Origin of the sequence: Nostoc sp. MS1 (assembly GCF_019976755.1) — a bacterium.
GTDB lineage: Bacteria > Cyanobacteriota > Cyanobacteriia > Cyanobacteriales > Nostocaceae > Trichormus.
The window spans coordinates 264,459-277,527 of record NZ_AP023443.1; the positions used below are offsets into that span (position 1 = coordinate 264,459).

Sequence of the window (13,069 nt, forward strand, 5' to 3'; positions counted from 1 at the left end):
GAATACGGCTTGGAGACAGTTGCATGAAATCCGTCCTCTCCTTGTTCTCCGGTATCGGCGGACTTTGCCATCACGGTATCGCGGAGGCGGGTCTATCCCACAAGTTCCAAGTCAAACAGTTTGTCGAAATCTCACCCTACTCTCAATCACGACTGCGCCATGAACAGCCCCAAACCCCAATTCACTCAGACATTACCACCTACCACTGCCATAGAGGACAATTCGATATCGTGGCAGGAGGTCTGCCTTGCCAGGGTACAAGCAATGCAGGCAACCGACAAGGACTTGATGACCCCAGATCCGCACTCTGGGCTGAACAGTTCCGCATCATTAAATCCGACAGACCGGCCTTCGCTCTCATCGAGAACCCCACAGGTTTACTCTATCGCGGACTTGACCAAATCATCTTTGACCTTGACAGCATCGGGTACATGGGCGAATGGGACTGTATCTCTGCACAACAAGTCGGCTTGCCGCACGAAAGGAAACGAATCTTCATCATTGCCTACCCCAATGGCTTATTCAACCAAGTCGTCCCGGCCCCCTGGACAAACCAAATTAGAGATCACATTGAGGAAGTTCGGCTCTCTCTCGAAACAAGAAGCTTTGAACCCGGAGTTCTTGCGGTGGCTCATGGGGTTTCCATTGGAGTAGCTAAAAACATCCCTGGTAACTATGATGCCCGTCGTGCTTACGGATTGAGTTGCTCTCCGCGACAGGCCGCCGTTGCTTGGAAACGCATTGATTATCTGTGCAGTTTACTTTCTTGTCAGGAGGCATCATGACTAACTTAATCTACGCCCTGGAAACGTGTTGGTACATCTCCCCACCGTGGGGTCAAGAAGTGAGAGCGATCGCTGTCAGCTTACTTGAGAAAGTCTACTTGCCCTCAGAGAAAATCGCCGGTTACTGCTGCGGTGTTGAGTGGAATGATGACGGCTGGAACTATTCTGTCGAGAGCGATCGCGGAATCATCTCTGTTCCCGATAGCGAAATCATCGCCTCTGGGCAGCTTCAGCCCTTGTCCATCCAAAAGCCTCACTTCCGCTTGGGTCAGTTGGTCAACTTTCGATTCGCTAACGATGGCCCGAAGATTCGCATGATTTTGGGGATGTCTCTCATTAATAATGCTTGGCTTTATCAGGTTGAATGGCGATCGCCAGCCCTACAACTACCCACTGATGAAGGCGTTTGTATTTTCCCCAAATCTACACAGCAGGGTAAGTTTATCAATCGCCTTGCTTGGGTTACTCCTCATGATTTAACGGAGGTAATATGATTTTTACCTCATATTACAAAGGTGAAATCAAGGGTGAGGCTGTTTCTATTTCGCTCTATCCTCCCAAGGGGTGGAATGGTAAACACTTACCCCTGTTTGCCCCTACTCCTGAACTTTTGCAGTGGTGGAAGTCTTCGGCTAAAGATGCCGCAGCGCAGAATGAGTACAAGCGCCGTTTCCGCCAGATTTTAGATTCTCGGCAACAGCTGATTGGGTTATGGGTGGGGAAACAGAAGGACAAGCCTATGGATATGACTCTGTGCTGCTTTGAGCCGAGTGAGGAGTTCTGCCACCGTCATCAAGTTGGGGAGGAAGTCATACAAGCTTATTTGCCAGGACTTTGGGGTGGCGAAATTAGTGCAACTCGTCCGCAACTGAGAATCGTACAAGGTGGAAAGATTAATCATCCTGCAACTTTCCCGGATCAGGTTTTGGAACTCATCGACAAATGTCATGCTTCTGGTTATCTGGTAGTATGCGATCGCCTAGCTTGCGGCTACTACCAAGTATCTCTTCCCGGCGAAGATTTGGGGGTCTGGTCAGAACTGGGGGTTTTGAGTGTTCTGTCGGGTTTGCAGCATGAGTTTTATCGTCCGCGACTGACTCCATCCTTGGCGGCGGTGGCAACTCCTCCAGTCGCAGAAGTACAACAGGAGACTGTGCTTCGACAGCAAGCAGGCGCACTTTATTGAACGGGTAAGGAGCGCTCGGTGGTGTGTGTGTTTCTTAAAGCTCAAAGCGGAGTACAAGTATTGACGCTTGTTAAGCGCGGGAGCAATCGGGAGTTTTCAAGAATTAACTACATCTTTACTTACAAAAACACTGAAGATTAAGTTTTTTGTAACCAGTTTTTGTTCCTTTATAGCAATACTTACAGCGTTTTCTAAGCTTAAAAATGTAACCAGCAATATTCTATACTTAAAAAACGTATTTTAGTTAATTCTACGGGGTAAATACATCGCATCTCCAGGTAATCTTCTAGCAGCTACTTCCTCTCGGTTGTACTCTAGAATTTCCTCTAATCGCTCCCCAAACTTCTGGTTGTATTCCTCTTCCGTCCGCTTGAATAAAAATGCCGCGTCCGCTCGTCTTTCAATTGATTCCATCAAAGATGCTTGAATCAAAGCTTGGGCTATTTCATTACCTTTAATAGCACGATAAAGCCAATAGGACGTAGCTAGTTCTATTGGTATGGGCTTTACATACCCTCCATATCCCTCTACAGGTATCATTGGTTCTTGCAACAATGCTCTATTCTTATATGGCAGTGCCTGTGCCGATTGACCCTCCAGAAAACGCATTAAATCGTTTTTTGGCCTTTTGATGGCATCCGTTACCGATTCTACGTACAGTTTGTAGCTTCCATTGGGCATTTGATAAACATCAAGTGGAATATTCCCTAAATGAATTATCGCTTTTATCGCTTTCTTGGTTTCACTAGTTTCTGCCATATAAAAATTAATGCACAGGATTTCTTTTACTATTTTGCGTTTTTTCTACTTGATTGAGCCACAAAATTTCCTTTTTTCTACAAAGGAAGATGATTTTTAGCCTTTATAGTACTTTTATACTATAGACTTCAACCTCAGTAACACTACGTTAGTTATTTTTTATGACTTACGTAAAGTTACCCCTCATCCCTGAGCCACTCCAGCCCCATCCGCAATGCCGCCGCAGCACTGTAATAAATCTTTTGTTCGCCAAATATACCCCCTGAACGGCTAATGATGCGGAACTGCCAGCACTGTCCAGGTGTGTAATAAACGATTAGGATACTGCTGTTAATGCACAGGACTTCATCAACCTTGATATCGACCATGATTTGGTATGAGATTTGCGGTACTAGCAATTGTGCATCATTTTTGAAAAACTGGCTCACCCAATCAGCCCCAAATGCCGATGAAACGCTTCAACCGCATTCGTCACCCCATCCTCATTCCTAATCTTCTCCCCTAATTCCTGGACTTTCAACCTCATCACTTCATCACCCAGCATTACCTTAATCACTGCTGCTAAACTGTCCTCTGTCACGTTCTTATACGGTATCGGTGCAGGACTCACCCCCAGGCGCATCAGCAACTTGTTGTGACTTGAAGAAGATTTTGGAAATAATAACTATACTCTCAAGATATTATTAAGTCGTGATATACGCGCCTCAATTCTAGATAATCAACAACTATCTGTGTTAGAAAATCCATCTTTATCAGCCCAGACACGCTATCGCCCGAAGCAACTTACTTCCTTTTAAGAAGCGATATGACCAAAACAATTCGCAATTGCACATGACAATTTATACTCAAAACAGCTACTCGGAGGTGACACAATAGCAATGCTCGACTACTTCATGGCGACGGTTATCTTTATGGTCGCAATGGCGGCAATTCAAGAAGAATGGCTACTTAAATATCACTTGGGCTATCACGGTAGGTTCTGGACTTTGGCAATTACTTTGGGGTTATTTGTTGCTTATTTACTGTCTGCTGCTGCCTTGATAGTAATGATTGGCTCCCTAAATCTTTTTCCTTTTGAGCCTCCTGGTAGTTATATCTTTTTAACCATTGCAACAGTTTTCTTGAGCCTGTTCCTCTGGCTGGCACAATGGATCATACTTCGCCAACAGGAACCAACCCCAAGAATATTTGCCGCGTTGAATACGGCTGTTGCAGTTTTGGCTTATTTGTTGGTAGTCAGGCTGAACATCAATCATTTAGATATTGCTGGCGACTTGATCAAGGGCTGGAAGACTGCAATTATTTTTGCCATTTCTGGTGCAGCTACCGGAGCCGTCACAAGTAAAGCATTGGATTTTTATTGTCAACGCCAGGAACAACGGTTACTGCGGCTGGAGAGGGAAGCACAGAAGAAATCCGAGCAAGATGAGTCGAATGAAGAAGACTAAATACTCGCAATATGATCATCTACGGTTGATGACTTATGTCTGAATATTTATTTTAGTTTCACAGAAAAATAGTTATATTAATATCTAGATAAAATAGCTATTTAACTAAGTTAAACACCTAGAGAGTGATGAAGTTAAGTAGTTCTTTTGACAAAACTGTACTATCCTCAAAAACAATAATTAAGGAGAAAGATGTCTAATATTAAAGTTTTTGACTTGTTGACTTCTAGTCAAATTGAAGAACGAGAGCTAACTGCGGCAGAATTAATGGAAATCACAGGAGGAATTAGGATTCAGCTTTTAGGAAATAATTTCATTGATGCAACATTTGGAGGTTTGAGATTAACACTGTAAATTCTGCCATCAACAAATCATAGATTTCCTGTATAGTATAATCGAACTAGTAAACGTTGAACTCGTTGAAGGTTACTTCCTCTGCTTAGGATCAATCCCATACTCTCGCTCCATCGCCGCCAAAATTTTCGCCTGCAACGCCGACAAATACGGTTTAGCCTGTTTCCCCAACCCCTGCAACAGCCAGTCTACCGCCTCATCGCGTCCTGCCACCTCATGCAATCGCCGCAGTCTTTCGCATAAATGCTGCATAAACTTACAATCTTCCTCCAGCAATTCCAAGGATTTCAGGTGTTCGACTTTTGCTGTGTAGTCGCCATCCCAGCACTTAACTGTGCAACTATACCCACCTACATGAGTCACTACACCCCAGTAGCTACTTTTGCCCCGCAAGTCCGGGTTATCCTTGGGTTGGATGACGCAGATTTCACCCACTTGGTAGGGATTGGGTACAGAAGTGCGATCACGGATCTTGTCCACAATACTCTGAACTATGCGCCCAGAGGGGGTTTTTCCTCCAGCTTCTTTGACTGCCTGCCGCCATACTTTCTGCTGTTGTGATGGTTTTAAGTTTATTAATGGCCTTACCTGCCTTTCATTTGTCGGCAAAATGTGATCCATTGGATCACATTTTTCTTTCAAGTTATCAAACACTACTGCTGCATCCATCAACAAGTAAGGTTGTCTGCGACTATATCCAAACCTGTCTTTGCAATATTCCTCAAATGTTTTGTGCGTTGAACGATAAAGTCGGCGATCGCGTAACTCTTTCAATGCCTTCCCCGCTTCCACAAACGCGCTCTCCACTTTTCGCTCCAGGTGCAGGCGATCGCGCTGTTCTTCCTCGGTCATGTCCGGCACTTCCACCGCTTCTACATCAACCGTGACTGCGCTTGGATTTTCTGGCTCTTTTGCTGGCTTGAGGGCTGGCTTTGGTTTATCGGGAGTTGTGGGAGTTGTGGGGGTGAGTCTCTTGCGCTTGGAGGTTGGTTGGCTCATGCTGCCACCTCCAGACTGAAGGCAGTTGAACGGGTATTTACTTGTGTCATCATATTATTAACGTTTTCATCTATCCCCATCCTGTTTCTAGGTTGGGGTTTTTCATCTATTTCTTATATATTTGCATTTCTTCTTAAATGGGTAAACACAAGAAAAAGCAAAAGAATGTTCCCCCTTGGTTAGCGCACGAGAATCTGTTTATCCCTAAAACTGGTCAACAGATAACTACAGATGCAGGCTGGGAAAAAATACCATTTGATGATGCAACTAAATTTTTTAGCAACCAAACTATTCAAGATTGGCGTGAATTATTCCTTGAAAGTATTGATGATATCTCTGATTTACTATCCGCACAGGGTGTAGATATCGATTTAGAAGATGAAGCTGCTGTAGATAAATTTTTGGATAACTACCAGCCTCAACAAATCAATGTAGTTGTGGCTAAAGCTGTCTATGATACTCACGCTTGGGTACGAGTTCTACTGATTTCTACCCCTGATGATGAAGAATACTACTTTCACAACCATGAAATTGAGGCAATTCGTTTAGGCATTGGGTTACGAAGGTATCTCAACTTGGACATTCCAGTAATTAATGATTGTCAGGAGGCTGTAAGATATCTGCAAGGTAAATACCCGAACATCGGCTGGCAACCTAGACATTGTGTTTCGGTTGCTCATCGCTTGAAAATTGCTCAAGCTACTAAGGTCTACAACGAGCAGACATGGGATGAGGAGTGGGACGAAGTTGTGGATGAAGAATTAATTTTTGATGGAACAGTTGGCTAAAGTTAAATATTTCAGTAGATTACTGGTTAATTTACTTGTATCTATGGTAGTAATATTAAGTCCTTTGTGTCTAAGTATAGATTATTTATGTACTATGTATGAGATATGGTCTTACTTATCCCCGCCTCACCTACTGTGACCGGGGTTTTTCATTTCTATAAATTAGCTTTTGTACTGAATACAAATATCACTAATAATTTATGAACTTTCATCTCAATTTCACAGTGTAGATCAGCTATTATTTTGCTCCTAATTTAAAGCTAAATTCGTTTTTCAGTCCAGACTTTCTACCTTTACAAATATGAAACCTATCAAAAAAGCCGATTTACGCATTCTCAAGAAATCTGCCCAGTCACAGCCAGTACAAGAGCCAGAACCAATAGTTGAGACTATCCCTAATGATGAGCCTCTCATTGAGGAGCAACCACCACAACCACAACTAGATATTGATGCCCCAATTCCAGATTACTATCTTCCTCATCTTCCAGTCTATGATTCTCCTCTAGTTGAGTCTGTTGGCAACTCCGGCTGGCAAGTTTCCGACATCTGGCGGGATTTACGTGTCGATGGTTTCTGTGATTGATTTTAGGGTGCGATCGCATATCGCACCTCTCCTACACATCTGTTTTATATGCACAAAGTTATTTAAAAGCCCTTTTAAACAAAAACTTGATATATAGAAACGAATCTCTGTCTATTATCTATATAATTTTTATGCTTTTTTGATCTATCTATAGATAGATGCTATGTAGGTGGCACATTATAATTAGTGAATATAAATTTCAATTGTGCTTAAATTTTCAAATTTACAGCAGAAAATTAAGATAACTGCTTGCTAAATTATTCATAATATGTAAAATTTTTAGATATTACTTTTGAAAATTAAATTATTTACTCCACTTTTTTGCAGCGCTTTTAGCAATATTAGCGTCATATTTTTTTATGAAATCAAATATTAGTAGTGTTATAGCTATAGGATTTTTCTGTTCCCTTATGACTACTTCCTCATCTAACGCACAAGTTATCCCTGATGCAACTTTGCTCAATGATATAACTACTTATTTACGCTTTGAAATTTTCTTCACTACTAGAAAAGCATTACTCAATACTTAAAACCCAATATTTTTGCTAAATTCTTTAGACTACATTTTTATGAATCAGCCAGATAAAGAAAAACTTTCTCAAAAAGATTTTGTATTGCTATCTGCACCACTAATGGCTGCATATAGAGCAGTTGAGTGTCAAAGAAGCGATCGCTTATTTGATGACCCGTTTGCCGCTAAATTAGTTACTCCTGAAGCTCAAATGATTGCATTAGAAGATCCAGAAGAAGAAGGCAGAGCTTTTTTGGCTGTTCGTACTCGTTTTTTTGATGATTTTCTTCTAAGTTCGGTTGGTATTGCTCCACAAGTAGTTAATCTGGGTGCTGGCATGGATACCCGTGCATTTCGTTTAAATTGGCCACAAGAAACGAAATACTATGAAATTGATTACCCAGAAGTATTAAATTATAAGAATGAAATTCTCAAGAATGTACCTACTACTTGTTCTCGATACTCGGTTGCTGTTGACTTAACAGATACTAATTGGGTTGAACTTTTGCTCCAGCAAGGATATGACAAAAATATACCTTCTGTTTGGCTACTAGAAGGACTAATTTACTACTTGAACCAAACAGAAGCTCACATTTTACTTAAAACAATTACGGAAATAACATCTGCTGAAAGTTGGATTGGTCTAGATTCACTGAACCAATTATGCAAAGATTCTACTTACGATGAATTTTACCAAGGCTATTTTCTTTCTGGATTTGACAATCCAGAAGAATTACTATCTGCTTACGGCTGGGAAGCAGAGGTATTCCAACCAGGAGAAGAGGGAGCAAACTTTAATCGCTACATTTATCCTTTCCCACCACGCAATCATGATAACGTAGAGCGTGTTTTTCTCATCAAAGCTCATAAGAAAAGTTAAAAGCCTTATATATGAAACAAACATTGGTTAGTTTACTTTTTCTGGCAGCTAATACAATTTTTTTATTTCAGTTAACAGCAAAACCAGCATTTTCTCAAATTATTCCAGATACAACACTGAAAGTTAATTCTCAAATCACGATAGATGGCAATATTACTAATATTACTGGTGGTTCTCAAGCAGGCAGTAACTTATTTCACAGCTTTGGACAATTTTCCCTTCCTACTGGATATCAAGCTCACTTTAATAATGGACTAGATATTCAAAATATATTTGTTCGAGTTACAGGACAGTCTCCTTCTAATATTGATGGATTGCTTCAAGCCAACGGCACAGCTAATTTGTTCTTTATTAACCCTAATGGTGTTTCTTTTGGCCCTAATGCTAGTCTAAATATTGGCGGTTCGTTTATAGCCAGTACAGCCAACCGTATTCAATTTGCAGATGGTACTTACTTTGACGCTCAACAGTCCTCCCCAACCCAAGCCCTACTAACAGTTACTATTCCTATTGGACTAAGATTCACAAATAAACCAGCTAGTATTCTCGTTTCTGGTGATGGACAGGGAGCAAGAACAGGATCAGACCTTATAGATACCACTTCTGGTCTGCGTGTACAACCGAATCAAACTCTTGCTTTAGTGGGCGGTGACATGGCGTTAACAGGCGCAACAATCAAAACAGCAGGTGGACGGGTCGAATTAGGTAGTGTAACCGGAGATGGTTTAGTTAACTTAACACCTACAAATAAAGGCTGGGTATTAGGTTATTCAAATATCAAAACTTTTGGGGATATTCAATTATCTGATGCAGCCGTGGTTGATGCAAGTGGTAGCGGAGGTGGCGATATCCGTGTAAATTCTAAAAATTTATCTTTAACAGGGGGTTCTCAGCTTGAGGCCAGCACTTTAGGTTCTGAATCTGGAGGTACTATAAAAGTCAATACAACAGGCTCACTGACTATAGTAGGTACGCCTGGGTCTGACCTATTTTTGAACACGACAATTGCCGCAGAAGTTTATGAAGGGGCTACTGGTACTGGTGGCGATATCAGCATTAATACCGGACGCTTAGTTGTTGCAGATGAAGGACAGATATCTGCTGGTACATCTGGTATTGGTAATAGTGGTTCTATAGAAATATCAGCTCGTGATATAGAAGTAATTGGAAAATCTGTGGTCACAGAATCTCCATTTGGTAGTTCAATAGCTACTGTAGTTGAGCCAGGTGCAACTGGTGCTGGCGGTGATATTAATATTAATACCCAAAGATTAACTATTCGTGATGGAGGAGCCGTATCAGTCTCTACCTATAGTCAAGGAAATGGAGGCAATTTGGCTATTAAAGCCTCTGATTCTATTGTTCTTACTGGACAATTGCCTGGGTATGGTACTTTGTCTTCTAGCAGAATATCCGCTTTAACATGGGGTTCTGGAAACGCAGGCAATGTAAAAGTAGATGCTAGACTGCTATCTGTTCAAGATGGGGCAATAATCAGTGTCAGCAGTGAGTTTCCTTCTGTAGATATCCCAATTGAAAACCCAGGGACAGGAAATGCGGGAAACCTACAAATCAATGCTAATAAAGTTGATTTAATATCTCAAAGCTCCATTTTGGCGGCTACATCTGGTGGAGAAGGAGGAAATATTTCTTTAACCTCAAATAATCTAACATTGTCTAATAGCTCTATTAATACTAATGCTCTTAACGCTGGTAACAGTGGTAATATCAATGTTGATACAGGTACATTAGTATTGCACAACAGCAGTATCAGCGCTAATGCTTTTGAAGGACGAGGCGGAAATATCAAAATTAATGCTCAAGGTTTATTTGTATCAACAGACAGCGAAATTACGGCCACTTCAGAAAAGGGAGTTGATGGAACAGTACAAATTAATACTCCACAATTAGACATTGTAAATCCTGACATCAAAAGTTCATCTTTTCAAGCTACCCCACCTTTTAATACCTGTTCTCCAGATTCCTTCGGTTTACCTAACAATCTCTCCATGTCTGGTAGAGGCGGACTTCCTACTAGTCTTGATGATTTATTTACTACTACACTGGGGTGGACAGATTCATCTGCATCTATTCCTCCTCAACAAATACCCCAACCGACTCAAACTGATGACACAGAAAATATAATGGTAGCCCAAGGGTGGCGTAACAACGGTGATGGCACTGTTAGTTTTGTCATTAGCCCAGACCCTACTAATGATATAGGTGCATACAGTTCACCATTGAAATCCTCTTGTATTAAGAGAGTACCAGATGTAGGGGGCTAAATAAGAGCGTGAGTTTACATTTACTAGCATCTTTAACTTTGACACAGGCACAAATTGAGCCAAGTGGCATTCACCAACAAAATCCGCCAACCATACAACAAGTCCCCCAAATCCCTTCTCCATTAACTCCAACACCATCACCACTAACACCGCCAGCGTCCTCTACCCCTTTGTTTCCTCAAAGAACGATTCAACCGAATAATTTCGTCAAAATTAAAGTTCAAGGTTTTCGTTTTCAAGGGAACACTGTTTTTAATAATCAAGAGTTAGAAAAAGTATTATCAGATTTTGTTGGTCAAGAAATCACTTTTACTGATTTATCAAAAATTAGCGATAAAATTACTGACTATTATGTAAAGCAAGGATATATTAACTCTGGTGCATATATTGGTGTTGCTCAGAATCAATCTCTCAAGGTTGAGAATGCCATAGTTACCGTCTCCATTGTTGAGGGACGAATTGAAAAAATCAATATTGTGGGCGGAGCGAGACTACACAACTATATCCGCGCTCGTATCCCACAACCGATTCTCAACAATCAACACTTATTATCAGCGTTACAGTTACTTCAACAAGACCCATTAATTGAAAAAATTACTGCTTCATTGAAGGAGGGAGCAAAACCAAGCCAAGCCATTTTGGATATTAATGTGCAGCCCCGACAGGAATTTAATGTCAATATTGGTCTAGACAACTACCGCTCTCCAGTTATCGGAACCTTTCACCCGGATTTCTCACAAGCAGTAAAAAATAAATTTACATGACCTGATGTGAGGCTCTTTTCTGATACATCATCAATCAAAATTTAGGCGCAGAGATAAATTAAGTATAAAACCGAAGTTGTTAAGTAAAAATGATTACTATTTTTTATTGCTGGTAAAATTAAAATGCTCTGTTCATAAAATATCCGCATTCCAAAACAGGACTTGAATCGGCCCAAGCCCAAAGTATCATTGATTAGAAATAAGCAAAAGGCAATTTAATTTCAATTTAAGCAGTATTAGGGAGCATTTTTAAACGTCTATGAGCAGTAGCAAATATATGTTTGTATGGACAAGAACTAGTAATTGCAATTAAAATACGGCGTGTACTTATAGTAATTAAAGCTCCTAACTTCAATAACTTGGTACGAATAGTTCCAACAGTGGCATTTTGTAATTCAGTTTTAGCTAAACATTTTTGACGCAACGCATTCATCAAAACGTAAGCAACAGAAGAAAACCACAGACGTAATTGATTTCCCGCAAACGTGTGGGTGCTTGTTCTATCACTAAAAAGTTCTAATTGTTGTTCTTTAAAGCGATTTTCCATCTCCCCTCGCTGACAATATTTTTGTTTATACAGTTGACTAGGAGGTACTTTATTAGTAGCTAAAGAAGTTACAACAAAACGAATTTTAGCTCCCTTCGTCCCATATTCAACCTTACAAACAACACGACGACTACGACTCCAAGATTCACGGGTTTGATAGTCTAAAGACTTGTACCAAATTGAGTTATCAATCAAATCTTCCGCAAGCGAAGGAAGTTGTTCATCTGGCTGAAATACTGTTTCTAAAAATGAAACTACTGTTGATAGTTTTTGCTCAAACTCAAGCGAGGCTCTATTTTGAGTCGTCGTAGTCATCCCAATTAAACGACTATTTTGCGCCAATCCAAAAACATAATCTAAACCGGGCTGTGATTCACACCACCTCATGATATCGTCCCTAGAATAGGCACTATCTCCACGTACTAAAATCTCAACATTCTTCCATTGTTGACGTATTTGTTTAATCACTCTCTGTAGTTCTGATAATGCCCCAAATGCTGGGTCTACATTTGAAGGGCGAAGTTTGGATGCTAACAGATGTTTTCCACAAAATATATACAGTGGAGCATAGCAGTATCCCCCATAATAAGTATTGAAGAAAACTTGCTCCTGATTGCCGTGTACTAAGTCATCAGTTACATCTAAATCCAAAATAATTTGTCTTGGCTCTTTGGCGTAAGATTCTAGAAATATTTTGACAAATAAACTTTCAATCTCTGATCGAGAATGCCCGATTTTATGATAACGACTGTCTACTCCTTGTTCTATCTCTTCAGGGCAATGTTCCAGTCGGTTTAATGTACTTTTTCCTGCCAATATTGCAGGCTCATCCTCTATTCCAATTGTTTTTAAGACTGCTAGAGCAAACATCGGGTCATGACGTAATTCCTCGTGGTCATTTAAGTCTTCATATCCCATGACTAACCCGTATATACGTTGTTTAATTAAACTCTCTACTGAATGGTCAACTCGATTTGGCTGACGGTAATCTTGGAAACACTGTGCAAATTTTGATGTGATTTCTAATTTTCTGTCTATTTCCGCAATTAAGCTTAATCCTGCATCCGATGTTACCGTCCCACCCTGAAAATTAACTACAATCGGGTGTGATTTTTCCCCGGAGAATTTGAATTGTTTTGGTGTAATATCTGTGAAAGTCGGGGTCATGGTTTATAACTGC

The 13,069-nt window shown here is 40.7% G+C and carries 15 protein-coding genes; 10 read left to right on the plus strand and 5 right to left on the minus strand.

What is annotated here, in order from left to right; genetic code table 11:
• The first annotated feature begins 23 nt into the window (after positions 1-23).
• The 3 genes from NSMS1_RS33685 to NSMS1_RS33695 are packed head-to-tail and all read left to right on the plus strand — an operon-like array spanning position 24 to position 1,971.
• Positions 24-785 carry a DNA cytosine methyltransferase gene (locus NSMS1_RS33685; RefSeq protein ID WP_224095821.1) on the plus strand — a complete coding sequence of 254 codons (762 nt, stop codon included), beginning with the start codon at positions 24-26 and terminating at the stop codon, positions 783-785.
• Entirely contained in the window at positions 782-1,279 is a 498-nt protein-coding gene (locus NSMS1_RS33690) for a DUF1392 family protein (protein WP_224095822.1), read from the plus strand. The genes NSMS1_RS33685 and NSMS1_RS33690 overlap by 4 nt, the downstream gene beginning before the upstream one ends.
• Entirely contained in the window at positions 1,276-1,971 is a 696-nt protein-coding gene (locus tag NSMS1_RS33695) for a DUF488 domain-containing protein (protein WP_224095823.1), read from the plus strand. Before NSMS1_RS33690 ends, NSMS1_RS33695 begins: the two co-directional genes overlap by 4 nt.
• A 240-nt stretch (positions 1,972-2,211) precedes the next feature.
• Here the strand turns inward: NSMS1_RS33695 and NSMS1_RS33700 are convergent, their stop codons facing one another.
• From NSMS1_RS33700 to NSMS1_RS33710, 3 genes are all read right to left on the minus strand, one after another.
• Positions 2,212-2,730: a hypothetical protein gene (locus tag NSMS1_RS33700; protein WP_224095824.1), complete on the minus strand. Its 519-nt coding sequence runs from the start codon at positions 2,728-2,730 to the stop codon at positions 2,212-2,214.
• A gap of 176 nt (positions 2,731-2,906) precedes the next feature.
• On the minus strand, positions 2,907-3,158 hold the full coding sequence (locus NSMS1_RS33705) for a hypothetical protein (protein ID WP_317986625.1): 252 nt from the start codon (positions 3,156-3,158) through the stop codon (positions 2,907-2,909).
• Positions 3,155-3,352, minus strand: a complete 198-nt coding sequence (locus tag NSMS1_RS33710) for a hypothetical protein (RefSeq protein WP_224095967.1) — start codon at positions 3,350-3,352, stop codon at positions 3,155-3,157. Before NSMS1_RS33710 ends, NSMS1_RS33705 begins: the two co-directional genes overlap by 4 nt.
• 256 nt (positions 3,353-3,608) lie before the next feature.
• Between NSMS1_RS33710 and NSMS1_RS33715 the strand changes: the two genes are divergently transcribed.
• Both NSMS1_RS33715 and NSMS1_RS33720 read left to right on the plus strand, forming a co-directional pair.
• On the plus strand, positions 3,609-4,178 hold the full coding sequence (locus NSMS1_RS33715; protein WP_224095825.1) for a hypothetical protein: 570 nt from the start codon (positions 3,609-3,611) through the stop codon (positions 4,176-4,178).
• A 192-nt stretch (positions 4,179-4,370) separates the two neighbouring features.
• A complete protein-coding gene (locus NSMS1_RS33720; RefSeq protein ID WP_224095826.1) occupies positions 4,371-4,532 on the plus strand; it encodes a hypothetical protein in 162 nt (53 codons plus the stop codon).
• Between the two features lie 72 nt (positions 4,533-4,604).
• On the opposite strand, the gene NSMS1_RS33725 is transcribed toward NSMS1_RS33720, so the two are convergent.
• A complete protein-coding gene (locus NSMS1_RS33725) occupies positions 4,605-5,531 on the minus strand; it encodes a hypothetical protein (protein WP_224095827.1) in 927 nt (308 codons plus the stop codon).
• A gap of 137 nt (positions 5,532-5,668) precedes the next feature.
• Here NSMS1_RS33725 and NSMS1_RS33730 point away from each other — a divergent pair, with 137 nt between their 5' ends.
• The 5 genes from NSMS1_RS33730 to NSMS1_RS33750 all read left to right on the plus strand — a co-directional run bounded on the left by NSMS1_RS33730 (position 5,669) and on the right by NSMS1_RS33750 (position 11,342).
• On the plus strand, positions 5,669-6,319 hold the full coding sequence (locus NSMS1_RS33730) for a hypothetical protein (RefSeq protein ID WP_224095828.1): 651 nt from the start codon (positions 5,669-5,671) through the stop codon (positions 6,317-6,319).
• A gap of 301 nt (positions 6,320-6,620) precedes the next feature.
• The gene (locus tag NSMS1_RS33735) at positions 6,621-6,902 is read left to right on the plus strand and encodes a hypothetical protein (RefSeq protein WP_224095829.1); all 282 of its coding nucleotides are present in this window, start codon (positions 6,621-6,623) and stop codon (positions 6,900-6,902) included.
• 569 nt (positions 6,903-7,471) lie between these two features.
• Positions 7,472-8,293, plus strand: coding sequence for an SAM-dependent methyltransferase (locus NSMS1_RS33740; protein ID WP_224095830.1), 822 nt, complete (start codon positions 7,472-7,474; stop codon positions 8,291-8,293).
• Between the two features lie 11 nt (positions 8,294-8,304).
• Positions 8,305-10,578, plus strand: a complete 2,274-nt coding sequence (locus NSMS1_RS33745; protein ID WP_224095831.1) for a filamentous hemagglutinin N-terminal domain-containing protein — start codon at positions 8,305-8,307, stop codon at positions 10,576-10,578.
• Positions 10,579-10,586: 8 nt separating this feature from the next.
• Positions 10,587-11,342, plus strand: a complete 756-nt coding sequence (locus NSMS1_RS33750; protein ID WP_224095832.1) for a POTRA domain-containing protein — start codon at positions 10,587-10,589, stop codon at positions 11,340-11,342.
• Positions 11,343-11,568: 226 nt separating this feature from the next.
• Here NSMS1_RS33750 and NSMS1_RS33755 read toward each other — a convergent pair whose 3' ends face one another.
• Positions 11,569-13,056, minus strand: coding sequence for an IS1380 family transposase (locus NSMS1_RS33755; protein WP_224093400.1), 1,488 nt, complete (start codon positions 13,054-13,056; stop codon positions 11,569-11,571).
• Between the last annotated feature and the right edge of the window lie 13 nt (positions 13,057-13,069).